This window comes from Rhodococcus sp. NPDC047139 (genome assembly GCF_040643435.1).
In the GTDB taxonomy this organism is placed as follows: Bacteria; Actinomycetota; Actinomycetes; order Mycobacteriales; family Mycobacteriaceae; genus Rhodococcus.
Window position 1 is genome coordinate 397,752 of the sequence record NZ_JBEYUH010000001.1, and the last position, 24,682, is coordinate 422,433.

Genomic DNA, 24,682 nt, shown 5'->3' on the forward strand with positions numbered 1-24,682 from the left:
GTGGCGGATCTGCCGCGCCCGGACCGTCCCGGTGTGGACGATCCCGGCCGTGGTCGCCGTATCGCCGTCGACGTCGGCAGCGTGCGGATCGGGGTCGCGTCGAGCGATCCCGACGGCATCCTGGCCACCCCCGTCGAGACGGTGCCGCGGGCCAAGGACCGAGGCCCGCGGACGCCCGATATCGAGCGCATTGTCCAGATCGTTAGGGAATACGAGGCCGTGGAGGTTATCGTCGGGCTGCCGCAGACACTGCGCGGTGAGCCCGGCAAGGCTGCGAAACTGGCGAGCGATTTCGCGCGTCGGCTCCGTCGCGTCCTTCCCGACGTTCCCGTGCGCCTGGCCGACGAACGATTCACTACGGTCACTGCGGCGCGTGCTCTCCGCGAGAGTGGGGTGAGTGCGCGAGGTGCGCGGCCGGTCATCGATCAGGCTGCCGCCGTGGCCATCTTGCAAGGTTGGTTGGACGAGCGGAGTTCGGGGATGAACGAGTCGGACGGGGACGTGGGGGGTAGCCGGTGAGCCGGCACGGACGCCACGACGACCATTCGGAGAACGCACAGGAGGGTCTGTTCGCGGATCCCTACGCCGGTGGGTACCGACAGCCTCCGGCCGGTCCCGCCGGCGGGACCGAGGATCCGCAACGGTACGACCCTCGATATCGGTACGACGACGGGTACGAAGCCGATCCTTACCGCCGCGACTCGGACTCGTACGGCGGTGATCCTTACGGCGAGGGCTTCACCGGCGAGCGGCGGTACGCCGGTCGCCCGAACCCGGACGATCAGGAGACCACGGTCCTGAACTTCGGCCCGGGAGCATTCGACGGGCCGCCGCCGGGCGCACGCGGTTACGACTCCCGCGACCCCTCGGGCCGCGCCGAGCAGGGTTACGTCGAGCAGGACTACGAGTACGACGACACCTCACGCGGTGGCGGCAACCGTGCCGACGACGATTACGGACGGGACGGTCGCCCCGACGAAGGTTACGTCGACGACGAGTACCCCGGCGGCTACTCCTACGCTGCGCGTATCGAGGACTACCGCGACGACGACGAAGAGGCGGAGGTCGACACCGCAGAGCAGCGCGCGATGCCCGCCGCGGTCGGCGGCCCGGACAGCGCCGAGACTCGCGACCCGAAGGCGGTCGGGCGCAAGAAGCGCGGACGAGTCGTAGGTGCGCTGGCGGCGGCGGTGCTCCTGCTCGTCGTTCTCGGTGGAGGTTATCTCGCATACGAGCGGTTCTCCGGCGCCGATCGTCCCCCGGACTTCACCGGCCCTGCCGGCCCCGCGGTGGTCGTCCAGGTCAATCCGGGCGACACCGCCGGGGAGATCGGCACCGAGTTCGTCGACAAGGGTGTCGTCGCGAGTTCCGCCGCGTTCTACGAAGCGGCCGTGCAGAACTCGGGGATGAACGCTCTGCATCCCGGCTTCTATCAGGTCCCCACCAACATTCCGGCCGTCGACGCCGTCGCGGCACTCGTCGATCCGGAGAGCCGGGTGGGAGCACTCGTGATCTCCGAGGGTCGCCAGCTCCACGACATCCGGGACGTCAACACGGGCGCGGTGCGCAAGGGCATCTACACGCTCATTGCCGAGGCGAGCTGCCACGGTGATCCCGCAGCCGAGAACTGTGTCACCTACGAGGAACTCGACGCGGCAGGGTCGACCCCGGACCTGCAGGCTCTCGGCGTTCCGGAGTGGGCGCGTGAGGCCGTCGCCAACGTGCCAGACCGCAGTCGGCAGCTGGAGGGTCTCATCGCGGCCGGCAGCTGGGACTTCGATCCGTCGGCCGAACCTGTCGAGATCCTCGCGCGTCTGGTGTCGGAGAGTGCTGCGAGTTACGACTCCACCGGGATCACCGAAGCCGCCGCACGCGTGGGCCTCACCCCGTACGAGATGCTCATTTCCGCATCACTCGTCGAACGCGAGGCTCTGCCACAGGATTTCGCGAAGGTCGCTCGGGTGATCCTCAACAGGCTCGAAATCGATCAGATGCTCCAGTTCGACTCGACCGTCAACTACGAGCTCGACGAGACCGAACTCGCGACCACCGATGCGGACCGCGCTCGGGTGACACCCTGGAACACCTACGCCATGGTCGGTCTGCCGGCGACTCCGATCTCCTCGCCGAGCATCGGCGCGCTGCAAGCGATGGAGAACCCGGAACCGGGGGACTGGATCTACTTCGTGACGATCGACGACAAGGGGACCACGCTGTTCGCCAACTCCTACGAAGAGCACCTCCGGAACACCGAACTGGCCCTCGCGAGTGGGATCCTCGACAGTGGCCGCTGATCCGGCCCGAGGCGTCCGTAAAGCAGCGGTCCTCGGAAAGCCCATCGCGCACTCGAAATCGCCGCTACTGCACCTCGCGGCCTACCGCGCGCTCGGGCTCGACGGGTGGACCTACGAACGCGTCGAGTGCACCGGCGAGCAGTTGCCGTCCCTCGTCGAGGGGCTCGGGCAGGAGTGGGTCGGTCTGTCGGTGACGATGCCGGGCAAGTTCGCGGCTCTGCGATTCGCCGATGTGCGGACCGAGCGAGCGGTCACCATCGGTTCAGCCAACACCCTCGTCCGGACGGAGAACGGCTGGCGGGCGGATTGCACCGACGTCGATGGAGTGACGGGCGCGTTGCGATCCGGCGGAGTCGGTGACCTGACCGGACGGTCGGCGGTGGTCGTGGGATCCGGCGGCACCGCGCGGCCCGCCCTCGTGGGCCTGAAGGAACTCGGTGTCCGGACCGTCACCGTGGTGGCCCGTTCCGAGGAGAAGGCACGCGCCACCTTCGACTGTCTGGGAGACGGCGTCGAGGCTCGATGGGTGCCGTTCGACGCTCCCGAACTCGCCGACCTCTGTGCCGCATCGGCAGCGCTGGTCAGTACCGTGCCTGCCGGTGCGGCATCGCCCTGGGCGGCCGCTCTGGCGCACGCGCCGTGCATCCTCGACGCGATCTACGACCCGTGGCCCACCCCGCTGGCCGAAGCGGCGAGCGAGCGCGGATCACGGATTCTCGGTGGGCTGCACATGCTGCTCAATCAGGCGTTCGGGCAGGTCGAACAGTTCACCGGCCTGCCGGCTCCGCGACGGGAGATGGCGCGTGCGATCGGCCTGGAATATCCGGAGCCGGTCGACCACTAGCGGCCACAGGTATGGCGGGATCCTCACTGTTCCGGTCCCTTCCATCACCCCGTTCTCTTCCGGGATGTCGAAAATGCGGCCTACCGTTCGTATGGAGGATGAGAGGCCGGAACCGCCGGCCGCTGGGGAAGGAGCCAGTGATGGCGCAATACCTGCTCGGCATCTATCAGCCCGACGGTGACCCACCGCCGCCGGAAGTTCTCGATCCCATCATGAAGAAGGTCGCCGATTGGCAGAGCGCGGCGCGTGAGGCCGGGGTGTGGGTGTTCTCGGCCGGATTGCACCCACCGGACAGCGCCACCGTCGTGCACGCCGTCGGTGACTCGGTCACCACAACGGATGGGCCGTATATCGAAGGTAAGGAACATATCGGTGGATTCGACATCATCGAGGTAGCCGACCTCGACGAGGCATTGAAATGGGCCCAGGGGCTTTCCGAGGCCGTCACCCTGCCCATCGAGGTGCGGCCGTTGGCGTTCGGCTCCTGCGCCGAATAATCCGACGCCTTCGATGACGGATCTGCTCCCCGACCACATCGAACGGATCTTCCGCGACGAGTACGGCCGGGCGGTCGCAGTGCTCACCCGCGTCTTCGGCGATATCGACGTCGCCGAAGACGCGGTGCAGGACGCCTTCTCGATCGCCGTCGAGAAATGGCCGACGGACGGGGTTCCACCGAGTCCCGCCGGCTGGATCATCACCACGGCACGTCGACGGGCGATCGACAAGGCGCGGCGTGAGGCGGCGCGCTCGGCCAAGCACGCCGAAGCCGACCTGCTCCATCCGACGACAGGTGGGGTGCACGACCCCGTCTCGCTCGATCGGCCGGAGATCCCCGATGATCGTCTGCGTCTGATCTTCACCTGCGCCCACCCGGCGCTCGCGCCGGATTCGCGCGTCGCCCTGACGCTGCGCCTGCTCTGCGGACTGTCCACGGCGCAGATCGCCCGAGCCTTCCTGGTTCCGGAAGCCACCATGGGGCAACGGATATCACGCGCCAAACGGAAGATTCGCGATGCGGGCATACCGTTCCGCATACCGTCCGCGGACGAACTTCCCTACCGGCTCGACGCAGTCCGGTCCGTGCTCTATCTCGTGTACACGGAAGGTCACACCACGACCGGCGGGCCCGGACTCGTCGACGCGGATCTGTGCGCGGAAGCCGTGCGCTTGTGCCGTTTGCTGCTCCGGCTCGTACCGGAGGACCCGGAGACCACGGGGCTGCTCGCCCTGATGCTCCTCGGGGAGTCCCGTCGGGCGGCCCGCACGGGGCCCGACGGCGAATTGGTGCTCCTGGCCGACCAGGATCGATCGCTGTGGGATCGTGCCCTGATCGACGAGGGGCAGGCACTCGTACGGCGCACCCTGCGATGGAACCTGCCGGGACCATATCAGATCCAGGCAGCGATCGCGGCCGTGCACTCCGACGGATCCTCGGTCGAGGACACCGACTGGTCGCAGATCGTCGAGCTCTACGACCAGCTGGCAGCCACGACCCCCACGCCGGTCGTCGCGTTGCACCGCGCGGTCGCCCTCGCCGAGGTGGCCGGGCCCGCCGCTGCGTTGGAGATCGTCGACCGTCTCGGTTTCGACCGCTATCACGTCTTCCATGCCGTGCGCGCAGATCTGTTGCAGCGCCTCGGACGGATCGCCGAGGCGGATGCCGCCTACGACACCGCCGCGGCACTGACGGAGAACGCGATGGAATGCGCACACCTTCTGCGGCGGCGTGACGCGTTGCGGCAGAAGCTCAGGTAGCGCTGCCGGCGGCAGGCGCGCGGGCGGTGTCCGGCACCGACCGTTGCCACGGCCACCGGCCGTCGATCTCCAGCTGGAGCGACCAGCTCAGGAACGTTCGGATGACGACGATGATCGCCAGCACGCCCACCGAAGTGAAGGTGGGGGTGACGGCCACCGTCTTGATGATGTCGCCTGCGACCAGGAATTCGAGGCCGAGGAGGATCGATCGGCCGACATTGCGTCGATACGGTTCGTAGATCGGCGCGCCCGGACTGCGGCGCGGCGCGGTGACCGCAATCCACGTCGCCAAGAGAACCCCGATCACGATGACGCAGACGCCCACGACATCGATTGCGGTGCCGACGCGTTCGAGCAGCCACGAAATGTTCATGCAACCAGCCCTTTCCGACCGGGTATCGCAGGCTGCGGCAATCCTCGCAGGAGAACACGTCCACCGTGGGTGTTTGTCCACAGGGGTCGCAGCCATCCACAGATCGGAGGTCCGATCTCCTCGATGGCCCGGTGGATTCGCAGGAGTACGGCAGGCTGCGGGCTGTGGGGGAGACGGTGGTTGTGGTGACGGCGGTCGTCGGCGCGATGACGGGTGTGGGGGTGCGTTCTCTGGCCGGCCGGCTGGCCGGACGTCGTCCACCTCCGGTGAGCTGCGAAGCGGCCTGTCTGATCGTCGCGGTACTCGCGCAGGTCGCCCCCACCGCGACCGGCGTCTTCGCGACGACGGTCTTCGGGTGGTGGTGCGTGTGTCTGAGCGCCGTCGACCTCCTGGTCCGACGGTTACCGAATGTCCTCACCGTCGGCGGCGCCGGGTCGATTCTGGCCACGGCGGCAGTGACCGGGCACGGCCGGGAGGCGATGGTCGGCGCGGTGCTGCTCGCCGCGCCGCTGTGCGTCACGCACCTCGCGCTCCCGCGGTCACTGGGCGCGGGCGATGTGAAACTCGCCGTCGGTCTCGGTGCTGTCGCCGGCATTGCGGGACCGGCCGCGCTGCTTGTCAGCGCCCTGTTGCCATCCGTTCTCACCGCCGGTGCGGCGACGTTCACGCGGGTGGCGCGCGCCCGTCGGCGAAGTGAGAACTGCGGCGTCGTATTGCTTCCACACGGTCCGTCGATGTGCCTCGCGACCGGCGTGGCGCTGATCACGGCGGGCTGACCAGGGGCGGCGTCGCGAGGAAAGAACTCGACGTGGAAGGATGGGAGTGTGCTGCGTTGGATAACTGCTGGAGAATCCCATGGTCCCGCCCTCGTCGCGATGCTCGAGGGGATGGTTGCCGGAGTCGAGTTGACCTCGAGCGACATCTCGGAGCAACTCGCGCGGCGGCGACTGGGTTACGGCCGCGGCGCACGCATGAAGTTCGAGGCGGACAAGGTCACCGTGATCGGCGGCGTCCGGCACGGACGTACCCTGGGCGGACCGATCGCCATCGAGATCGGCAACACGGAATGGCCCAAGTGGGAGACCATCATGGCCGCCGACCCGGTCGATCCCGAACTGCTCGAAGGTCAGGCGCGCAATGCGCCGCTGACCCGCCCCCGGCCCGGCCACGCCGACTTCGCGGGCATGCTCAAGTACGGCTTCGACGATGCCCGTCCCGTCCTCGAGCGGGCCAGTGCCCGGGAGACCGCGGCACGTGTGGCGGCCGGCACCGTGGCCCGGAACTTCCTGCGGCAGGCATTCGGTGCGGAGGTCGTCTCGCACGTGATCTCCATCGGTGCATCCGAGCCTTATGTCGGACCCGAACCCGGCGCGGACGATCTCGCCGCGATCGACGCGAGCCCGGTGCGGGCCTACGACAAGGCCGCAGAGGAGTCCATGATCGCGGAGATCGAGGCTGCGAAGCGCGACGGCGACACCCTCGGTGGGATCGTCGAGGTCGTCGTGCACGGACTACCTGTGGGTCTCGGCTCGTTCGTCAGCGGAGCCGACCGTCTCGATTCGCGACTCGCCGCGGCCCTCATGGGAATCCAGGCGATCAAGGGTGTCGAGGTGGGCGACGGTTTCGAGACCGCACGCCGACGCGGCAGCGCCGCCCACGACGAGATGAAGCCCGGTCCCGACGGTGTCCTCCGCTCGAGCAACCGTGCCGGTGGCATCGAGGGTGGCATGACCAACGGTGAGCCTCTGCGGGTGCGTGCCGCGATGAAGCCGATCTCGACGGTGCCGCGGGCCCTGTCGACGGTGGACATGACCACCGGCGACGAGGCGGTCGCAATCCACCAGCGTTCGGACGTGTGCGCGGTGCCCGCGGCCGGCGTCGTGGCCGAAGCGATGGTTGCGCTCGTCGTTGCACAGGCCGCACTCGAGAAGTTCGGTGGTGACTCGCTCGCCGAGACGACGAGCAATGCCCAGCACTACCTGAAAGGCATCGCGGCGCGGCCGCCGCGGTGATCCCATGACGCCCCGCCTAGTACTCATCGGCCCTCCGGGAGCGGGCAAGTCGACGATCGGCCGGCGTGTCGCGAATGCGCTCGACCTTCCGTTGCTCGACACCGACGCCGAGATCGAACGTGTCACGGGCCGGACCATCCCCGAGATCTTCTCCCAGGACGGCGAACCGGCCTTCCGGGAGATCGAGGAGGAGGTGGTCGCCCGGGCACTCGACACCCACGAGGGGGTCGTGTCCCTGGGGGGCGGAGCGATCCTGTCGGAGCGCACCCGTGCGCGACTCGCCGGACACACCGTCGTCTATCTCGAGATCAGCGTCGCCGAGGGATTGCGTCGCACGGGGGCCGTCGGAGCTGCCGGTACCCGGCCTCTACTGGCCGGCGGTGACCCCGCTCGGAAATACCGCGACCTGATGCGCCGCCGCCGGCCCCTGTACCGGCAGTCGGCGACCATCCGGGTACGCACCGACGGCCGCAGCCCCGGGCGGGTCGTCCAGCAGGTGCTTGCCAAACTCGAGGCGGCGGACGCCTCCACCAGCCAGACCATCAGCGAGGATCGGAGCCCCACACCGTGACCGAACCGGTACGTATCGATGTCGAGACCGCCCAGCCCTATCCGGTGATCATCGGGCGGGGGCTGCTCGGCGACGTCGTCGAAGCACTGTCCGGCACACGGACCGTCGCGATCTTCCACCAGCCGACGCTCACCGCGACGGCCGAAGCCGTGCGTGAAGCGCTCGCCGAGGCCGGAATCGACGCACATCGTGTCGAGATTCCGGATGCCGAGGACGGCAAGGAACTCGCCGTCGCAGGTTTCTGCTGGGAGGTGCTCGGCCGAATCGGATTGACCCGATCGGACGCCGTCGTGAGCCTCGGTGGCGGTGCCGCCACCGACCTGGCCGGATTCGTCGCCGCGACCTGGATGCGTGGTGTGCGCGTCTATCACATCCCCACCACGCTGCTGGCCATGGTCGACGCCGCCGTGGGCGGTAAGACCGGCATCAACACCGAGGCCGGGAAGAACCTTGTCGGATCGTTCCACGAACCGTCCGCAGTGTTCGTCGACCTCGCCACCCTCGAGACGGTGCCACGCAACGAGATCGTGGCCGGGCTCGCCGAGGTGATCAAGACCGGTTTCATCGCCGACCCGGTGATCCTGGATCTGATCGAGGAGAATCCCGAAGCTGCGCTCGACCCCGCCGGAACGGTGCTGCCCGAGCTCATCCGGCGTTCGATCGAGGTCAAGGCCAAGGTGGTGGCAGCCGACCTCAAGGAGTCGAGTCTGCGCGAGATTCTCAACTACGGGCACACCCTCGGGCATGCCATCGAGCGCCGCGAGCGGTACCGGTGGCGGCACGGTGCCGCCGTGTCGGTGGGTCTGGTGTTCGCGGCCGAACTGGGCCGGCTCGCCGGCCGCCTCGACGACGCGACCGCCGACCGGCACCGCACGATCCTCGAGTCGGTGGGGCTGCCCACCACCTACGACCCGGATGCCTTCGCCGATCTGCTCAAGGGGATGCAGACCGACAAGAAGAACCGCGCCGGCATGCTGCGTTTCGTCGTCCTCGACGGGCTCGCCAAGCCGGGCAGGCTCGAGGGGCCCGATCCCACTCTGCTCGCCGCCGCCTACTCCGAAGTGGCGCGCCAGGGCAAGGCCGACGCGGGAACCGTGCTGCTCTAGCACTCATCCCGGTGGGGGAGGTGGCGTCCACGACGGGTCGCGCCCGGTGAGGCCGATCAAGCGGTCCATCGGTGACCCGTCGTCGCCCACCGGGACCGCCGGACCGAACAACCCGTTCTCCTCGCGAGAGCGTTCCTCGTCGGTGATGCTCTCTGCGAAAGCGGTGCACGCCGCGATCTCGTAGGGCTCGCAGACGTAGTCCTGCCCGGTGGCGAGCGCGAGATCCCAGCCGTGGACGACGAGTTCGTCGAGCGCGACGAGTCCGGCGACAGGCGCCGGCAGGTCGAGTCCACCCGCACGGGTCGTTCCCGCCCAGGCAGCGGGATCCTTCCAGGCCTCGCCGAGGCCCGCCATCAAGCCCGGGATGAGCAGGCGCCAGTCCGGCGCCAACGTGCCCGCGAGTTCGGGTGGGGAGTCGGTCTCCGGCCCCCATGCTTTGCGCGCCGCCGCCGTGAACGCGAGCGACAATCCGAGTACGTGGTCGACGAGCACACCCACGGAGGTCCCGGAGCACGGGGTCGGGGACGACAACTGCGCGTCGTCGATTCCCGCGAGGATGTGCTCCATGCGGCGGGTGGCGGGCGTCAGGTCCAGTATTCCGGGTGCGTCGGTCATGGGAATCTCCTCGATGTCGGCTACCCGTACAGACCGACGCCAGCGAGAAAAGTGAGCATCCCGACCCGCCACGGAGGGGCCGGGACGGCCTCACTGCTTCGGATCGACCCGCGGGAACACTTCTGTGGGGGAGTCGTCGTTGCGCCAGGCGGGGTCGGTCTGCCGGGAGCCGGCCGAATCCGTCGAATGCGCCCCGACGCTCACGGGCGCGTGATCCTCACGAGGAGTCGACCAGTCGTCGTCACGGGCGGCCTTGCGCTCGTTCCGGCGCGCGAAGAACCGGCCCAGCGTCACCGCGGCCATCGCGGGCAGGAACACCAGGAGCACGGTGAAGGCGGCGCCCGAGGTCACCTCGAAGAACAGCGACGTGACGCCGACCGGAACGGGGGTGACCGCGTCCACCAGCCAGGTCAGAACCCCACCGACGATCCCGGTGACCGCACCGGCGGCGAGCCAGCGCATCGTCAGGTCCTCACCCTCGTCGGAATCAGGATGTGCGCGGTGGTCGCGGATGCCGTCGAGCCCGGCCCATACGAACGCTGCGATCACCACCACGGCGAAGCCCAGCCAGCGCAGTACCGATCCCTGCAACGGCCACTGGATGAGAGCGGCACCGAGCAGGACGCGCACGACGACGTGGACGAGGGCGAGCCCGAGTCCGCGAAGCAACCAGGGTTTCATGTACCTCAGGGTAACGGGTGGTGAAGTCGACAGTGTGTCCCGTCCCACAATCGTGATCGCGGTAGGTTGAGCGTCATGCCTGCCGACCACGCTTCCCGCCGCCGCGCGCTGCGTGCGCTGCTCGCCGAACGCGAACTCGATGCGCTGCTGGTGACGGATCTGATCGCGATTCGCTATCTCACCGGTTTCACGGGTTCCAACGCCGCTCTGCTCGTGTCCGCGTCGGACGGCGAGGACGAGACCCGCACCGTGATCTGCACCGACGGCCGTTATGTCACACAGGTGGGGGAGCAGGTGCCCGACCTGCGGGCCGTGATCGCTCGCTCATCGGCCGCCCAGCTCCTCCTCGAGTTCGGAAACTCTTCCGCCCGTTGGGGATTCGAAAGTGATGTCGTCACGGTCGACCAGCGGACAGGATGGGACGGCCTCGAGGCCTCCGTCCGCCTGGTGCCCGCTCCCGGACTGGTCGAACGACTGCGTGCCGTCAAGGACGAATACGAAATCGGGCTGTTGCGCGAGGCGTGCGGCGCGGCCGACCGTGCCCTGGCGGATCTGATCGAGGCGGGCGGATTGCGCCCGGGACGTACGGAGAAGGAGGTCGCTCGGGACCTCGAATGGCGGATGTTCGGTCACGGCGCCGACGGGATCTCCTTCGAGACGATCGTCGCTGCCGGTGCGAATTCGGCCGTGCCCCACCACCGGCCCACCTCGGCGGTCCTCGCGGACGGCGACTTCGTCAAACTCGACTTCGGCGCCCAGATCGGGGGCTACCACTCCGACATGACGCGCACCTACGTACTGGGCCGGGCCGCGGACTGGCAGCGCGACCTGTACGAGCTGGTTCTGCGGGCGCAGCAGGCCGGACGCGAGGCGCTCGCACCCGGTGTGGAGTGCTCCGCGGTGGACGCCGCCGCCCGCAGCGTGATCGCCGAGGCCGGCTACGCCGAGCTGTTCCTGCACGGGCTCGGGCACGGAGTCGGGCTCGAGATCCATGAAGCGCCCGGAATCGGCGCGGCCGCGACCGGTACACTTGTCGCCGGTGCGGCGGTGACCGTCGAGCCGGGTGTGTACTTCTCGGGGCGCGGAGGCGTGCGGATCGAAGACACGCTCGTGGTGCGGGAGCATACTCCGGAGTTGCTCACGCTCACCGACAAGACATTGACCGTCGTTTGAGGGCGGTTCCTCGACCCTAGGAGACACGAACCAAGTGGCTGATACCAGTGACTTCAAGAACGGCCTCGTTCTGAAAATCGACGGACAGCTCTGGCAGATCATCGAGTTCCAGCACGTCAAGCCGGGCAAGGGCCCTGCCTTCGTGCGCACGAAGCTCAAGAATGTGACGTCGGGCAAGACCGTCGACAAGACCTGGAATGCCGGTGTCAAGGTCGAAACCGCCACTGTCGATCGCCGCGACATGACCTACCTCTACAACGACGGCACCGACTACGTCTTCATGGACGGCGAGACCTACGACCAGATCTCCATCTCGCCCGAGTTGCTCGGTGACGGCGCGAAGTTCCTCCTCGAGAACATGCCCGTCCAGGTTGCGACGCACGAGGACGTCCCGCTGTTCGTAGAGCTCCCGGTCACGGTCGAGCTGCTCGTCCAGCACACCGACCCCGGCCTGCAGGGCGACCGCTCCACCGGCGGCACCAAGCCCGCGACTCTCGAGACCGGCGCCGAGATCCAGGTCCCGCTGTTCATCAACACGGGCGACAAGCTCAAGGTCGATTCCCGCGACGGCAGCTACCTCGGGCGAGTGAATTCCTGAGTGTCCGGTAACCAGAAGAAGCTCGGGGCCCGCCACAAGGCCCGCAAGCGCGCTGTGGATCTGCTCTTCGAGGCAGAGGCCCGCGACGTGCATCCGGTCGACCTGGCCGCGGACCGCGTCGAACTCGCGGTCGCCGACGATCAGATCGCTCCGGTCCCTGCATACACGCAGACGATCATCCGCGGCGTCGCCGAACATCTCGATGAGACCGACCGGGTGATCGCCGATCACCTGCACGAATGGACGCTCGACCGGCTTCCCGCCGTCGACCGCGCAATCCTGCGCATCGCCGTGTGGGAGCTCTTCCACGCGACCGACGTGCCGCCCGTGGTGGCCGTCGACGAGGCGGTCGAGCTTGCCAAGCAGCTGTCCACCGACGACTCGCCGGCCTTCGTCAACGGCGTGCTGGGCCAGATCGTCGCGGTCGCCGACCAGGTGCGTGCGGCCGCTGCCGCCACCGTCGTCCGGCGGGCGCAGGAGTCGCCGGCGCAGGAGCCGGACGAGTCCTGAGCGTGTGCTCCCGCCGGGAGCGATCGACGCAGTAGGCACCGTGAGTGGGCCCGGCAGGAGTGCTCCTGCCGGGCCCACTTCGGTCCCCGACGCTGTGTTGCGCTTCACCCACCATCTGTGCCGAGGCGGACTTCGACGCTGATAGGCTCGATATCCGTCAGGCATCCTTTAACGATCCGTCCAGTGAGGCGGAGAAGGAGGTCGCTGCATGGCCGTGTCCGAGGACGGGTCCACAGCTTCTACCCCCACCGCGTCTTCCGGCACCGGCGTGCCGGCGCGCGAGCTGCTCTCCGCCGCCGACGTCCATCGGACGATCGCCCGGATCGCGCACCAGATCATCGAGAAGACCGCGCTCGACACCCCCGACGACGCACCGCGTGTCGTGCTCCTGGGTATTCCCACCCGCGGGATCACGCTCGCCCAGCGTCTCGCCGACCGCATCGAGGAATTCTCCGGCGTTCGTGTACCTGTCGGGTCGCTCGACATCACGCTGTATCGCGACGATCTCCGTTCGAAGCCGCACCGGCCCCTCGAGCGCACCTCGGTGCCCGAGGGTGGGGTGGACAACACCCTCGTCGTCCTCGTCGACGACGTTCTGTTCTCCGGGCGCTCCGTCCGCGCTGCCCTCGACGCGCTGCGCGATCTCGGTCGCCCCCGAGCCGTCCAGCTCGCCGTTCTCGTCGACCGCGGCCACCGCGAGCTTCCGTTGCGTGCCGATTATGTCGGCAAGAACGTACCGACTGCGCGCAGCGAGGACGTCCGCGTACTGCTGACCGAACACGACGGGCGCGACGCCGTGGAGATCTCCGGAGGCAAAGCCCAGTGAAACACCTGCTCACCATCGCGGATCTGACCAGGGACACCGCGACGGAGCTTCTCGACGAAGCCGAACGGTTCGAGCAGGCGCTGCTCGGACGTGAGGTACGCAAACTGCCCACCTTGCGCGGCCGCACCATCATGACCGTCTTCTACGAGAACTCCACTCGCACCCGGGTGTCGTTCGAAGTCGCAGGTAAGTGGATGAGCGCGGACGTCATCAACGTCTCGGCGTCGAGTTCGTCGGTCAAGAAGGGCGAGTCGTTGCGCGATACCGCTCTCACCCTGCACGCGGCAGGCGCGGATGCCCTCGTGGTCCGCCATTCCGCTTCCGGTGCGGCCCACCGGATCGCGCAGTGGACGAACGAGTCCGGCTCCGGCCCGGCCGTCGTCAACGCCGGCGACGGCACTCACGAACACCCCACTCAGGCGCTGCTCGACGCACTCACCCTGCGCCAGCGCCTCGGGTCGATCGAAGGCCGACGCATCGGCATCGTCGGCGACGTACTGCACAGCCGGGTGGCCCGGTCGAACGCTCTGCTCCTGAGCATGCTCGGCGCCGAGGTCGTCCTCGTCGCTCCGCGCACGCTGCTTCCGGTGGGTATCGAGACCTGGCCCGTGACGGTCGCCGATTCGCTCGATGCCGAACTCCCCACCCTCGACGCGGTGATGATGCTGCGTGTGCAGGCGGAGAGGATGAACGGTGGGTTCTTCCCGTCCGCCCGTGAGTACTCGATCCGCTACGGGCTCAACGCCAAGCGCGCGGCCATGCTGCCGGAGCACGCCGTGATCCTGCATCCCGGTCCGATGCTCCGGGGCATGGAGATCGGATTCCCGGTCGCGGACGCCCCGCAGAGCGCGGTGCTGCAGCAGGTGAGCAACGGGGTCCACGTGCGGATGGCAGTGCTCTTCCGCCTGCTCGTCGGCACGGAAGGGAACCTGTCGTGACACACACTTCCCATGCGCGACACACAGAAACAGGAGAGACACAGGTGACGCCGCAGGTGCTCATCCGCAACGTCCGCCTCTACGGCGAGGGCGATCCGGTCGACGTGCTGCTCGGCGACGAGCAGATCCTCGCGATCGGAACCGACCTCGCGACCGAGGCCGACGCGGAGATCGTCGACGGCGCGGGACAGATCATGCTCCCGGGGTTCGTCGACCTGCACACCCACCTGCGCGAACCCGGCCGCGAGGACACCGAGACCGTCGATTCGGGTTCGGCCGCCGCTGCGCGTGGCGGTTACACCGCAGTCTTCGCGATGGCCAATACCGATCCTGTCGCCGATTCGGTGGTGGTCACCGACCACGTGTGGCGCCGCGGCCGTGAGGTCGGACTCGTCGACGTGCATCCGGTCGGCGCCGTCACCGTGGGTCTCGGCGGCGAGCAACTCGCCGAGATGGGCACGATGGCCGCGGGAGTCGGCCGGGTGAGGATGTTCTCCGACGACGGCAAGTGCGTCTACGACCCGCTCCTGATGCGTCGCGCGCTCGAGTACTCCGCTTCGCTCGGTGTGCTCATCGCCCAGCACGCCGAAGAGCCCCGTCTCACCGTCGGCGCTGTGGCCCACGAGGGCCCCACGGCGGCGCGCCTCGGACTGGCCGGCTGGCCACGTGCCGCCGAGGAATCCATCGTGGCCCGCGATGCGCTGCTCGCCCGCGACGCCGGAGCACGTGTGCACATCTGCCACGCCTCGACCGCCGGCACGGTCGAACTCGTGCGGTGGGCGCGCTCGCAAGGGATTGCGATCAGCGCCGAGGTCACCCCCCACCACCTGCTCCTCGACGACTCGAGGCTCGAGACGTACGACGGCATCAACCGGGTCAACCCGCCCCTGCGGGAGAAATCCGACGTCGAAGCGTTGCGACGCGGACTGGCCGACGGGACCATCGACTGCGTGGCCACCGACCACGCCCCGCACGCCGAACAGGACAAGTGCTGCGAGTTCTCGCAGGCGCGCCCTGGGATGCTGGGACTGGAAACGGCGTTGTCCGTCGTGGTCGAGACGATGGTCCGGCCGGGTTTGCTGGACTGGCGCGGAGTCGCGAAGGTCATGAGCGAGCGTCCCGCCGAGATCGTGGGTCTCGACGACCAGGGTCGCCCGCTCGAGGTGGGCGAGCCGGCGAACCTCGTACTCGTCGACCCGGACGCCGAGTGGACGGTGCGCGGCCCCGAGCTTGCGAGCATTTCCCACAACACCCCCTACGAAGACATGACCCTGCCGGGCCGGGTCACCACCACTGTGCTGCGCGGGCGGATCACCGCCCGCGACGGTGAGGTGTTCCCGCGCTCGAGCGAAAGTTAGGAACCGGTATGGATCGCTTTGTTCTCACCGTCGGCTTCCTCGCGTTGTGGATCGTGCTCGTTCTGCTGATGTGGAAGGGCTGGAAGGGCCGCGCCCGACGCCAGCAGGATGTCGTCGGTGAACTGCCGACCGTGCCGGCGGAGCTGGGGGAGCGGCTCGTCGAACCGAGTACGGGCCTGTATGTGGGCAGCACACTCGCGCCCAGCTGGCAGGACCGCATCGCGGTCGGGGACCTCGGCTACCGCGCGAACGCGGAACTCAGCCGTTACCGGACCGGTGCGTTGCTCGAACGCGACGGCGCCTCCCCGATCTGGATCCCGCAGGACTCGATCCGTGCGATCCGCACCGAGCGCGGTCTGGCGGGCAAGGTCATGTCCAAGGACGGGGTGCTGGTCATCCGCTGGCAGGCTCCTTCGGGTGCGGAGATCGACACGGGTTTCCGCGGTGACGACAAGTCGATCTACCCGCTCTGGACGAGCGAGGCCGACGAAAATTCTTGAGACGGTGACGATCACAACGACGATGACGATCACGAACATTACGACGATCACGACACGCGAGATCTCAGCCCGTGCGGCCGGCTCTGGTGCGGTCGAAGAGAACGGAGACAACGCATGAGCGGCAGAACATTCGGTGGCGGTACGGCTGTGCTGGTCCTCGAGGACGGACGAGTCTTCCGCGGCATCCCTTTCGGTGCGGTCGGCCAGACCCTCGGTGAGGCCGTGTTCAGCACGGGCATGACCGGTTACCAGGAGACGCTCACCGACCCCAGCTACCACCGGCAGATCGTGGTGGCCACGGCACCGCAGATCGGCAACACCGGCTGGAACCACGAGGACAACGAGTCCGTCGGCCCCACCGGCGAGACCGCCGAGTCGAAGATCTGGGTGGCCGGTTTCATCGTGCGCGACCCCTCGCGTCGCGTGTCGAGCTGGCGCGCGACCGGGTCGTTGCAGGACGAACTCGAGCGGCAGAACGTCGTCGGCCTCGCCGGCATCGACACCCGCGCCCTCGTGCGGCATCTGCGCACCCGCGGCTCGATGCGCGCCGGCATCTTCTCGGGCGACGCCCTCGCCTGGAAGGGCGACGACCTCGACATCGACGTCCTGCTCGATCGCGTGAAGAGCCAGCCGTCGATGCTCGGCGCCGACCTGGCCGGTGAGGTGAGCACCACCTCCGGTTACGTCGTCGAACCGACCGGCGGCGAGGCGCGCTTCACCGTCGCGGCCATCGACCTCGGCATCAAGACCAACACCCCGCGCATGTTCGCCCAACGGGGTATCCGCGTGCACGTGCTCCCGTCCACCGCGACGCTCCACGACATCCTCGACCTGAAGGCCGACGGAGTGTTCCTGTCCAACGGCCCGGGCGACCCGGCGACCGCCGACGGTGCAGTGCACCTGACCAAGGAAGTGCTCGGCCAGGGCCTGCCCCTGTTCGGTATCTGCTTCGGCAATCAGATCCTCGGTCGCGCGCTCGGCCTGAACACCTACAAGATGAAGTTCGGCCACCGCGGCATCAACATCCCGGTCGTCGACCACGAGACCGGCCGGATCGCCATCACCGCCCAGAACCACGGCTTCGCGCTCGAAGGTGAGGCGGGCCAGGAGTTCGACACTCCGTTCGGCCGCGCGGTCGTCAGCCACACCTGCGCCAACGACGGTGCCGTCGAGGGCGTCAAGCTCGCGGACGGCTCCGCCTTCTCCGTGCAGTACCACCCGGAAGCGGCGGCCGGACCCCATGACGCCGCCTACCTGTTCGATCGTTTCACCCGCATGCTCGAGGGAGAGAAGAACTGATGCCACGCCGTACCGACCTCTCCCATGTCCTGGTCATCGGGTCCGGTCCGATCGTCATCGGACAGGCCTGCGAGTTCGACTACTCGGGCACTCAGGCGTGCCGGGTGCTCCGCGAGGAAGGCCTGCGGGTCTCCCTGGTCAACTCGAATCCGGCCACGATCATGACCGACCCCGAGTTCGCCGACTCGACCTACATCGAGCCGATCACGGCCGAGTACGTCGAGAAGGTCATCGCGACCGAGCAGGCCAACGGCACCCCGATCGACGCGGTGCTTGCGACCCTCGGCGGCCAGACCGCCCTCAACACCGCCGTCGCGCTGTCCGAGCGCGGCATCCTCGACAAGTACGACGTCGAACTCATCGGCGCCGACTTCGACGCGATCCAGCGCGGTGAGGACCGGCAGAAGTTCAAGGACATCGTCGCCAAGTGCGGAGGCGAGTCGGCTCGCTCCCGCGTGTGCTACACGATGGACGAGGTCCGTGAGACCGTCGCCGAGCTCGGCTTCCCCGTGGTTGTGCGCCCCTCCTTCACGATGGGCGGTCTCGGCTCCGGCATGGCCTACGACGAGGCCGATCTCGAGCGCATCGCCGGTGGTGGCCTCGCCGCCTCGCCCACCGCGAACGTGCTCATCGAGGAGTCGATCCTCGGCTGGAAGGAGTACGAGCTCGAGCTGATGCGCGACGGCGCCGACAACGTCGTCATCGTCTGCTCGATCGAGAACGTCGACCCGGTCGGTGTGCACACCGGCGACTCGGTGACCGTCGCCCCGGCGATGACCCTCACGGACCGCGAATACCAGAAGATGCGCGACCTCTCGATCGCCATCCTCCGCGAAGTCGGCGTCGATACCGGCGGATGCAACATCCAGTTCGCGATGGATCCGCGCGACGGGCGGCTCGTCGTCATCGAGATGAACCCGCGCGTGTCGCGGTCGTCGGCGCTCGCGTCGAAGGCCACCGGCTACCCGATCGCGAAGATGGCCGCCAAGCTGGCCATCGGGTACACGCTCGACGAGATCGTCAACGACATCACCAAGGAGACCCCGGCCTGCTTCGAGCCGAGCCTCGACTACGTCGTGGTCAAGGCCCCGCGGTTCGCCTTCGAGAAGTTCCCCGGTGCCGACGGCACCCTCACCACCACGATGAAGTCGGTCGGCGAGGCGATGTCGATCGGCCGCAACTTCACCGAGGCCTTCGGCAAGGTACTGCGCTCGCTCGAGACCAAGTCCGCCGGATTCTGGACCGGTCCTGAGGTGGAGGGCAGCCTCGAGGAGCTCCTCGAGGCGATCCGCACGCCGACCGACGGCCGGTTCTACCAGATCGCACGGGCGCTCGAACTCGGCGCGACCGTCGAGCAGCTGTTCGATGCCACCAAGATCGACCCGTGGTTCCTCGAGCAGTTCGCGTTCATCGTCGAACTCGGTGAGCACGTGCGTGCCGCCGAGGATTTCGGTGCCACCGAGCTGCGGTACGCGAAGCACCACGGTTTCTCCGACCGGCAGATCGCGGCGCTGCGCCCCGCACAGTTCGCGTCCGAGGACGACGTGCGCGCTCTGCGTTACGAGCTGGGCATCCACCCGGTCTACAAGACCGTGGACACCTGCGCGGCCGAGTTCGAGGCGAAGACGCCGTACCACTACTCGACCTACGAGCTCGATCCCGCGGCCGAGACGGAGGTCGCCGAGCAGCGCGAGAAGCCGAAGGTGCTGATCCTCGGCTCCGGTCCGAACCGCATCGGTCAGGGCATCGAGTTCGACTACTCCTGTGTGCACGCCGCGCTGACGCTGTCCGAGGCCGGCTACGAGACGGTGATGGTCAACTGCAATCCGGAAACCGTCTCGACGGACTACGACACCGCCGATCGCCTGTACTTCGAGCCGCTGACCTTCGAGGACGTGCTCGAGGTGTACCGGGCCGAATGCGAGTCCGGCACCGTCGCCGGTGTCATCGTCCAACTCGGCGGTCAGACCCCCCTCGGTCTGGCGCGCCGCCTGAAGGCCGCCGGGGTGCCGATCGTGGGTACCTCGCCCGAGGCGATCGACCTCGCGGAGGATCGCGGGGAGTTCGGCCGCGTGCTCGACGAGGCCGGTCTGCCCGCCGCGAAGTACGGCACCGCTACCACCTTCGAAGGTGCGCGCGAGATCGCCGCCGGGATCGGATACCCGGTGCTGGTGCGGCCGTCCTACGTCCTCGGTGGCCGTGGCATGGAGATCGTGTACGACGAGAAGGCCCTTGAGACGTACATCTCCAACGCGACCGAGATCTCCGACGACCGCCCGGTGCTCGTCGACCGTTTCCTCGACGACGCGGTCGAGATCGACGTCGACGCCCTGTGCGACGGCACCGATGTGTACATCGGCGGGATCATGGAGCACATCGAGGAGGCCGGTATCCACTCCGGTGACTCCGCGTGCGCGCTGCCGCCGATCACCCTCGGTCGCGCCGATATCGAGAACGTGCGCCGCTCGACCGCAGCGCTCGCCAAGGGCATCGGTGTCAAGGGCCTGCTCAACGTCCAGTACGCGCTCAAGGACGACATCCTGTACGTCCTCGAGGCGAACCCCCGCGCCTCCCGTACGGTGCCGTTCGTGTCGAAGGCCACGGCGGTGCAACTCGCCAAGGCGTGCGCCCGCGTGATGCTCGGCGAGTCCATCGCCGACCTGCGCGCTGCCGGTATCCTCCCGGCGGACTGCGACGGCAGCCATATCCCGCTCGACGCACCCGTCGCGGTGAAGGAAGCGGTGCTGCCGTTCAACCGGTTCCGGCGTGCCGACGGCACGGGCATCGACACCCTGCTCAGCCCGGAGATGAAGTCCACCGGTGAGGTCATGGGCATCGACGACGACTTCGGCACGGCGTTCGCGAAGAGCCAGACGGCCGCCTACGGCTCGCTGCCCACATCGGGCACCGTGTTCGTCTCGCTCGCGAACAAGGACAAGCGGTCGATGATCTTCCCGGTCAAGCACCTCGCCGACCTCGGTTTCCATGTCATGGCGACCGCCGGAACCGCAGAAGTGCTGCGCCGCAACGGTGTTCCGTGCGAGCAGGTCTTCAAGGTCTCGGGTGAGGACAAGCCCGAGGGAGCGCTCGACATCGTCGACCGGATCCGCGCCGGCGACGTGGACATGGTCATCAACACCCCCTGGGGCAACGCCGGTCCGCGTGTGGACGGCTACGAGATCCGAAGTGCGGCGGTCGCGGCGAACATTCCCTGCATCACCACGGTGCAGGGTGCCTCCGCAGCGGTGCAGGGCATCGAGGCGGCGTTGCGCGGCGAGATCGGAGTCAGCTCGATCCAGCGGCTGCACGCGCGAATGCGTGGCGTAACCGCCGGGCAGTCGTGAGGCCCTTCGGGCAGCGGCTCGCGGACGCCCTCGGGCGCCGTGGGCCGCTGTGCGTGGGCATCGATCCGCACCCCGATCTGCTGTCCGCGTGGGGTCTCGGAGTGGATGTGGACGGCCTCGCCAGGTTCAGCGAACTGTGCGTCGACGCGTTCGGTGACACGGTCGCGGTGGTGAAACCCCAAGTCGCATTCTTCGAGTCCTACGGCTCGGCCGGTATCGCCGTGCTCGAACGCACCATCGCGGAGCTGGGGGAGGCCGGCACACTCGTGCTGTCCGACGCCAAACGCGGCGACATCGGGTCCACGATGGACGCCTACGCACGGACGTGGCTGTCGGAGGATTCCCCCTTGTGTTCCGACGCAGTGACCGTCTCACCGTATCTGGGGTTCGGTTCCCTCGCCCCGGCGCTGGAATCGGCGGCCCGGACCGGCCGTGGGGTGTTCGTGCTCGCGGCCACCTCCAATCCGGAAGGTGCTCAGGTTCAGCAAGCCCGGGTCGCGGACGGTCGCAGTGTCGCGCAGGTGGTGGTGGACGAGTGCGCGGCCTGCAACGAGGGGGCAGACGAGCTCGGATCGGTGGGTGTGGTGGTCGGTGCGACCCTCACCGAGGCTCCCGACCTGTCCGCCCTCCACGGGCCCGTCCTGATGCCCGGAGTGGGTGCTCAGGGCGGCACGGCCGACGACGTGCGCCGGCTCGTGGGCGACCGTCTCGGGGCGGTCGTGCCGAACGTCTCGCGGGACGTGCTGCGCGCCGGACCCTCCGTCGCCGATCTGCGGGCGGCCGTCGCGCGCACACTCGACGGATTCGCCTTCCTGACGAAGTAGGTTCTTTCCCTCGTGCCCGGACCGCTACGTGTGGTCCGGGCACGAGGCGTACATACGCGGGTATGCGCTCTGACCTGCGCTCGGACCGGTGCGACACGCGGAGAATCAAGAAAATTTTCCGGCCCTGCCGAAACGGCGCAAGAGCGGATTCCCGGCCCGTGCGACCGCGCGGGTGACACGGGATCTCTTTTCCGCTGCGGAGGGCCTGTGACCTGCAGGTTTACTCCGTTTCGGCAGGTCGCGTCGATGGCCGTTCGGGCGCTCACGACCGCGGAATCCGCAGCGGAATCGGCGTGCACTACCGCACGGATTTTCGAGCGGAACGCCGGGGGGTGGGTTCGCATTCGTCGGTAGTCGTGAGTACGGTCGCTATCGCCGCTGGTTGCAGCGGTGAAGACTCGAAAGCCAACGATGAGACGGAGGAACCGTGGCCCTTCCCCAGCTGACCGATGAGCAGCGCGCCGCTGCTCTGGAGAAGGCGGCTGCTGCCCGTCGTGCCCGGGCTGAGCTCAAGGAGCGCCTCAAGCGCGGCGGCACCGACCTCAAGCAGGTGCTCAAGGATGCCGAGAACGACGAGATCCTCGGCAAGATGAAGGTGTCGGCTCTGCTCGAGGCCCTGCCGAAGGTCGGCAAGGTCAAGGCGCAGGAAATCATGACCGAGCTGGAGATCGCTCCGACCCGCCGTCTGCGCGGCCTCGGCGACCGTCAGCGCAAGGCCCTGCTCGCCAGGTTCGATTTCGACGCCTGAGCACCGTGGTAGCTGACGCACGAACCGTGACGGACAGCGCACCCGCAACGCGGAGGGGCCGGCTGGTGGTACTGGCCGGCCCCTCCGCGGTCGGGAAGTCGACTGTTGTCCGCCTGTTACGGAGCCGTATCCCGGACCTGCACTTCAGCGTCTCGGCGACCACGCGCGACCCGCGACCGGGCGAGGTGGACGGAGTGGATTACCACTTCGTCAGCCGCGCCGAGTTCGACCGGATGATCGACGCCGGAGATCTGCTCGAATGGGCCGATATCCACGGTGGACTGCAGCGTTCGGGTACGCCCGCGCAGCCGGTGCGCCAGGCGCTCGACGAGGGCCGGCCGGTCCTGGTGGAGGTCGACCTCGCGGGGGCTCGCGCCGTACGGGCAGCGATGGAGGACGCAGTACTGGCCTTTCTCGCGCCGCCGAGTTGGGAGGTGCTCGTCGAGCGCCTCACCGGCCGCGGTACCGAATCCGAAGAGGTCGTCGCCCGCCGGCTGGACACCGCGCGCAGCGAACTGGCCGCGCAGGACGAGTTCGATGTCGTGATCGTCAACGACGATGTCGACCGGGCCTGCGATGAATTGGTATCCTTGTTGGTTGGACCCGGAACCGACTGACCCGTCCGCACCTCGTGTGCGTCCGGCGACCGGTTCCGGCGCCCTCCCATCCCGCGACATCTCAGGAGAACACCGAGTGAGCAGCATCCAGGCAGCCGCGACCGACCTCGAGGGCAATGTCCTTCCGGTCTACGACACCCCCTCGGGTATCACCAACCCGCCTATCGACGAGCTGCTCGAGCGCGCCTCCTCGAAGTACGCACTGGTGATCTACGCCGCCAAGCGTGCCCGCCAGATCAACGACTACTACAACCAGCTCGGCGACGGCATCCTTGAGTATGTGGGTCCCCTCGTCGAGCCGGGTCTGCAGGAGAAGCCGCTGTCGATCGCCCTTCGCGAGATCCACTCGGATCTGCTCGAGCACACCGAAGGCGAGTGAACAACCCCGCTTCGAGCGGCGAGGCCGGATCCGTGCAGCGCCGCCGCATCGTCGTCGGTGTCGCCGGCGGCATCGCCGCTTACAAGTCCTGCGCGCTGATCCGTGCCTTCACGGAGAGCGGACACCACGTGCGGGTCGTCCCCACCGAGTCCGCCCTCGAATTCGTGGGGCGTGCCACCTTCGAGGCGCTGTCCGGCAACCCGGTGCAGACCGGGGTCTTCGCCGATGTGCCGCAGGTGCCACACGTGCGTCTGGGGCAGGAAGCAGACCTCGTCGTGGTAGCACCGGCCACCGCCGACCTCATGGCGAGGGCGGTGGCGGGCCGCGCCGACGATCTGCTCACCGCGACTCTGCTCACCGCGCGATGTCCCGTCATGTTCGTGCCCGCCATGCACACCGAGATGTGGGAACACGCCGCCACCGTCGACAACGTCGCGACCCTGCGTCGCCGCGGTGTCGTGGTGGTCGAACCCGCGTCGGGACGGCTCACGGGCAAGGACACCGGCGCCGGGCGGATGCCCGAGCCGGACGAGATATTCCATCTGGCCTCGCTTCTGCTCGAACGAGCCGATGCCCTGCCCCGCGATCTGGCCGGGCGCCGCATCGTCGTCTCCGCCGGCGGAACCCGCGAACCGCTCGATCCGGTGCGCTTCCTCGGGAACCGGTCGTCCGGCAAGCAGGGCTATGCGCTCGCGCGTCTTGCGGCGCAGCGGGGGGCCGACGTGACCCTCGTCGCCGGTAGCGTTGCCGGCCTCGACGACCCGGCAGCAGTCGACGTCGTTCGGGTCCAGACCGCAGCGCAGATGCGGGATGCGGTCACCAAGCACGCCTCCGGTGCGGACGCGGTCATCATGTCGGCGGCCGTCGCCGATTTCCGGCCCACCACCTTCGCGAACAGCAAGATCAAGAAGGGGGAGGGGGAACCCGACTCCATCGCGCTGACCAAGAACGACGACATCCTTGCGGGTCTCGTTCGTGCACGCGCGGAGGGTTCGCTCTCTGCCGAGACCGTGATCGTAGGCTTCGCGGCGGAGACCGGGGACGAGCACGGCGACGTGCTCACCTACGCCCGGGAGAAGCTCGCACGTAAGGGCTGCGATCTGCTCGTCGTCAACGCCGTCGGCGACGGCAAGGCCTTCGAGGTCGACGACAACAACGGCTGGTTGCTGTCCGCGGACGGCTCGGAAACTGCCCTCGCGCACGGATCGAAGGCGCTCATGGCCAGCCGCGTGCTCGATGCACTGGGACCGCTGCTCGCGGAACGCGGAAGAATCGGGTGATTTCAATACTCGCGCCGACGCCTGTGGAACAGTA

At 68.2% G+C, this 24,682-nt stretch carries 26 protein-coding genes; 23 read left to right on the forward strand and 3 right to left on the reverse strand.

All coding sequences use genetic code 11. The features are described 5' to 3' along the window. From ruvX to ABZ789_RS01935, 5 genes are all read left to right on the forward strand, one after another. Positions 1-519, forward strand: a complete 519-nt coding sequence (gene ruvX / locus ABZ789_RS01915; RefSeq protein WP_358418082.1) for a Holliday junction resolvase RuvX — start codon at positions 1-3, stop codon at positions 517-519. Next, complete coding sequence (locus ABZ789_RS01920) at positions 516-2,294, forward strand: endolytic transglycosylase MltG (RefSeq protein WP_358418085.1); 1,779 nt, start codon at positions 516-518, stop codon at positions 2,292-2,294. The genes ruvX and ABZ789_RS01920 overlap by 4 nt, the downstream gene beginning before the upstream one ends. Then, complete coding sequence (locus ABZ789_RS01925; protein ID WP_358418088.1) at positions 2,284-3,138, forward strand: shikimate dehydrogenase; 855 nt, start codon at positions 2,284-2,286, stop codon at positions 3,136-3,138. The genes ABZ789_RS01920 and ABZ789_RS01925 overlap by 11 nt, the downstream gene beginning before the upstream one ends. A 140-nt stretch (positions 3,139-3,278) precedes the next feature. Then, positions 3,279-3,635, forward strand: a complete 357-nt coding sequence (locus ABZ789_RS01930) for a YciI family protein (protein ID WP_358418091.1) — start codon at positions 3,279-3,281, stop codon at positions 3,633-3,635. Positions 3,636-3,648: 13 nt separating this feature from the next. Beyond that, positions 3,649-4,896, forward strand: coding sequence for an RNA polymerase sigma factor (locus ABZ789_RS01935; RefSeq protein WP_358418094.1), 1,248 nt, complete (start codon positions 3,649-3,651; stop codon positions 4,894-4,896). On the opposite strand, the gene ABZ789_RS01940 is transcribed toward ABZ789_RS01935, so the two are convergent. Then, complete coding sequence (locus tag ABZ789_RS01940) at positions 4,889-5,269, reverse strand: DUF1622 domain-containing protein (protein ID WP_358418096.1); 381 nt, start codon at positions 5,267-5,269, stop codon at positions 4,889-4,891. The two genes, ABZ789_RS01935 and ABZ789_RS01940, sit on opposite strands and share 8 nt — an antisense overlap. A gap of 131 nt (positions 5,270-5,400) precedes the next feature. On the opposite strand from ABZ789_RS01940, the gene ABZ789_RS01945 reads away from it, so the two are divergent. Genes ABZ789_RS01945 through aroB form a run of 4 tightly spaced genes read left to right on the forward strand, consistent with a single transcriptional unit; the run spans position 5,401 to position 8,958 of the window. After that, positions 5,401-6,045, forward strand: coding sequence for an A24 family peptidase (locus ABZ789_RS01945; RefSeq protein WP_358418099.1), 645 nt, complete (start codon positions 5,401-5,403; stop codon positions 6,043-6,045). 48 nt (positions 6,046-6,093) lie between these two features. After that, positions 6,094-7,281 (forward strand): chorismate synthase, encoded by a 1,188-nt coding sequence (gene aroC, locus ABZ789_RS01950; protein WP_358418102.1) that lies wholly within the window; start codon positions 6,094-6,096, stop codon positions 7,279-7,281. A gap of 4 nt (positions 7,282-7,285) precedes the next feature. Further along, complete coding sequence (locus tag ABZ789_RS01955) at positions 7,286-7,852, forward strand: shikimate kinase (RefSeq protein WP_358418105.1); 567 nt, start codon at positions 7,286-7,288, stop codon at positions 7,850-7,852. Beyond that, on the forward strand, positions 7,849-8,958 hold the full coding sequence (gene aroB / locus ABZ789_RS01960) for a 3-dehydroquinate synthase (protein WP_358418108.1): 1,110 nt from the start codon (positions 7,849-7,851) through the stop codon (positions 8,956-8,958). The genes ABZ789_RS01955 and aroB overlap by 4 nt, the downstream gene beginning before the upstream one ends. Before the next feature lie 3 nt (positions 8,959-8,961). Here the strand turns inward: aroB and ABZ789_RS01965 are convergent, their stop codons facing one another. Beyond that, the gene (locus tag ABZ789_RS01965) at positions 8,962-9,573 is read right to left on the reverse strand and encodes a TIGR03086 family metal-binding protein (protein ID WP_358418111.1); all 612 of its coding nucleotides are present in this window, start codon (positions 9,571-9,573) and stop codon (positions 8,962-8,964) included. Positions 9,574-9,663: 90 nt separating this feature from the next. Beyond that, positions 9,664-10,254, reverse strand: coding sequence for a B-4DMT family transporter (locus ABZ789_RS01970; RefSeq protein WP_358418113.1), 591 nt, complete (start codon positions 10,252-10,254; stop codon positions 9,664-9,666). A 75-nt stretch (positions 10,255-10,329) separates the two neighbouring features. Here ABZ789_RS01970 and ABZ789_RS01975 point away from each other — a divergent pair, with 75 nt between their 5' ends. From ABZ789_RS01975 to coaBC, 14 genes are all read left to right on the forward strand, one after another. After that, on the forward strand, positions 10,330-11,427 hold the full coding sequence (locus ABZ789_RS01975; RefSeq protein WP_358418115.1) for an aminopeptidase P family protein: 1,098 nt from the start codon (positions 10,330-10,332) through the stop codon (positions 11,425-11,427). A gap of 34 nt (positions 11,428-11,461) precedes the next feature. After that, positions 11,462-12,025, forward strand: coding sequence for an elongation factor P (efp, locus tag ABZ789_RS01980; RefSeq protein WP_358418118.1), 564 nt, complete (start codon positions 11,462-11,464; stop codon positions 12,023-12,025). Next, positions 12,026-12,535: a transcription antitermination factor NusB gene (gene nusB / locus ABZ789_RS01985; RefSeq protein WP_358418121.1), complete on the forward strand. Its 510-nt coding sequence runs from the start codon at positions 12,026-12,028 to the stop codon at positions 12,533-12,535. A gap of 208 nt (positions 12,536-12,743) precedes the next feature. Further along, on the forward strand, positions 12,744-13,361 hold the full coding sequence (gene pyrR / locus ABZ789_RS01990) for a bifunctional pyr operon transcriptional regulator/uracil phosphoribosyltransferase PyrR (protein WP_358418124.1): 618 nt from the start codon (positions 12,744-12,746) through the stop codon (positions 13,359-13,361). Then, positions 13,358-14,299, forward strand: coding sequence for an aspartate carbamoyltransferase catalytic subunit (locus ABZ789_RS01995; protein WP_358418127.1), 942 nt, complete (start codon positions 13,358-13,360; stop codon positions 14,297-14,299). Before pyrR ends, ABZ789_RS01995 begins: the two co-directional genes overlap by 4 nt. Positions 14,300-14,343: 44 nt before the next feature. After that, positions 14,344-15,657 carry a dihydroorotase gene (locus ABZ789_RS02000; RefSeq protein ID WP_358418130.1) on the forward strand — a complete coding sequence of 438 codons (1,314 nt, stop codon included), beginning with the start codon at positions 14,344-14,346 and terminating at the stop codon, positions 15,655-15,657. A gap of 8 nt (positions 15,658-15,665) precedes the next feature. Next, positions 15,666-16,157 carry a transporter gene (locus ABZ789_RS02005; protein WP_358418133.1) on the forward strand — a complete coding sequence of 164 codons (492 nt, stop codon included), beginning with the start codon at positions 15,666-15,668 and terminating at the stop codon, positions 16,155-16,157. Positions 16,158-16,271: 114 nt separating this feature from the next. Beyond that, on the forward strand, positions 16,272-17,456 hold the full coding sequence (gene carA / locus ABZ789_RS02010; RefSeq protein WP_358418136.1) for a glutamine-hydrolyzing carbamoyl-phosphate synthase small subunit: 1,185 nt from the start codon (positions 16,272-16,274) through the stop codon (positions 17,454-17,456). Further along, positions 17,456-20,800 carry a carbamoyl-phosphate synthase large subunit gene (gene carB / locus ABZ789_RS02015; protein WP_358418139.1) on the forward strand — a complete coding sequence of 1,115 codons (3,345 nt, stop codon included), beginning with the start codon at positions 17,456-17,458 and terminating at the stop codon, positions 20,798-20,800. Before carA ends, carB begins: the two co-directional genes overlap by 1 nt. Next, positions 20,797-21,624: an orotidine-5'-phosphate decarboxylase gene (pyrF, locus tag ABZ789_RS02020; protein ID WP_358418141.1), complete on the forward strand. Its 828-nt coding sequence runs from the start codon at positions 20,797-20,799 to the stop codon at positions 21,622-21,624. Before carB ends, pyrF begins: the two co-directional genes overlap by 4 nt. A gap of 427 nt (positions 21,625-22,051) precedes the next feature. Further along, positions 22,052-22,372: an integration host factor, actinobacterial type gene (gene mihF, locus ABZ789_RS02025; protein WP_006551450.1), complete on the forward strand. Its 321-nt coding sequence runs from the start codon at positions 22,052-22,054 to the stop codon at positions 22,370-22,372. Between the two features lie 65 nt (positions 22,373-22,437). After that, positions 22,438-22,989, forward strand: coding sequence for a guanylate kinase (gene gmk / locus ABZ789_RS02030; RefSeq protein ID WP_358418224.1), 552 nt, complete (start codon positions 22,438-22,440; stop codon positions 22,987-22,989). A gap of 76 nt (positions 22,990-23,065) precedes the next feature. Then, the gene (gene rpoZ, locus ABZ789_RS02035) at positions 23,066-23,368 is read left to right on the forward strand and encodes a DNA-directed RNA polymerase subunit omega (RefSeq protein ID WP_358418144.1); all 303 of its coding nucleotides are present in this window, start codon (positions 23,066-23,068) and stop codon (positions 23,366-23,368) included. After that, complete coding sequence (coaBC, locus tag ABZ789_RS02040) at positions 23,365-24,648, forward strand: bifunctional phosphopantothenoylcysteine decarboxylase/phosphopantothenate--cysteine ligase CoaBC (RefSeq protein ID WP_358418147.1); 1,284 nt, start codon at positions 23,365-23,367, stop codon at positions 24,646-24,648. The genes rpoZ and coaBC overlap by 4 nt, the downstream gene beginning before the upstream one ends. Positions 24,649-24,682 lie beyond the last annotated feature (34 nt).

Excerpts from the sequence above, each read along its gene's own strand:
- ABZ789_RS01930 (WP_358418091.1), top strand. The coding sequence starts at position 3,279 with ATGGCGCAATACCTGCTCGGCATCTATCAGCCCGACGGTGACCCACCG.
- ABZ789_RS01935 (WP_358418094.1), top strand. The coding sequence starts at position 3,649 with ATGACGGATCTGCTCCCCGACCACATCGAACGGATCTTCCGCGACGAG.
- ABZ789_RS01940 (WP_358418096.1), bottom strand. The coding sequence starts at position 5,269 with ATGAACATTTCGTGGCTGCTCGAACGCGTCGGCACCGCAATCGATGTC.
- ABZ789_RS01955 (WP_358418105.1), top strand. The coding sequence starts at position 7,286 with ATGACGCCCCGCCTAGTACTCATCGGCCCTCCGGGAGCGGGCAAGTCG.
- ABZ789_RS01965 (WP_358418111.1), bottom strand. The coding sequence starts at position 9,573 with ATGACCGACGCACCCGGAATACTGGACCTGACGCCCGCCACCCGCCGC.
- ABZ789_RS01970 (WP_358418113.1), bottom strand. The coding sequence starts at position 10,254 with ATGAAACCCTGGTTGCTTCGCGGACTCGGGCTCGCCCTCGTCCACGTC.
- ABZ789_RS01975 (WP_358418115.1), top strand. The coding sequence starts at position 10,330 with ATGCCTGCCGACCACGCTTCCCGCCGCCGCGCGCTGCGTGCGCTGCTC.
- pyrR (WP_358418124.1), top strand. The coding sequence starts at position 12,744 with ATGGCCGTGTCCGAGGACGGGTCCACAGCTTCTACCCCCACCGCGTCT.
- ABZ789_RS02005 (WP_358418133.1), top strand. The coding sequence starts at position 15,666 with ATGGATCGCTTTGTTCTCACCGTCGGCTTCCTCGCGTTGTGGATCGTG.
- carA (WP_358418136.1), top strand. The coding sequence starts at position 16,272 with ATGAGCGGCAGAACATTCGGTGGCGGTACGGCTGTGCTGGTCCTCGAG.
- carB (WP_358418139.1), top strand. The coding sequence starts at position 17,456 with ATGCCACGCCGTACCGACCTCTCCCATGTCCTGGTCATCGGGTCCGGT.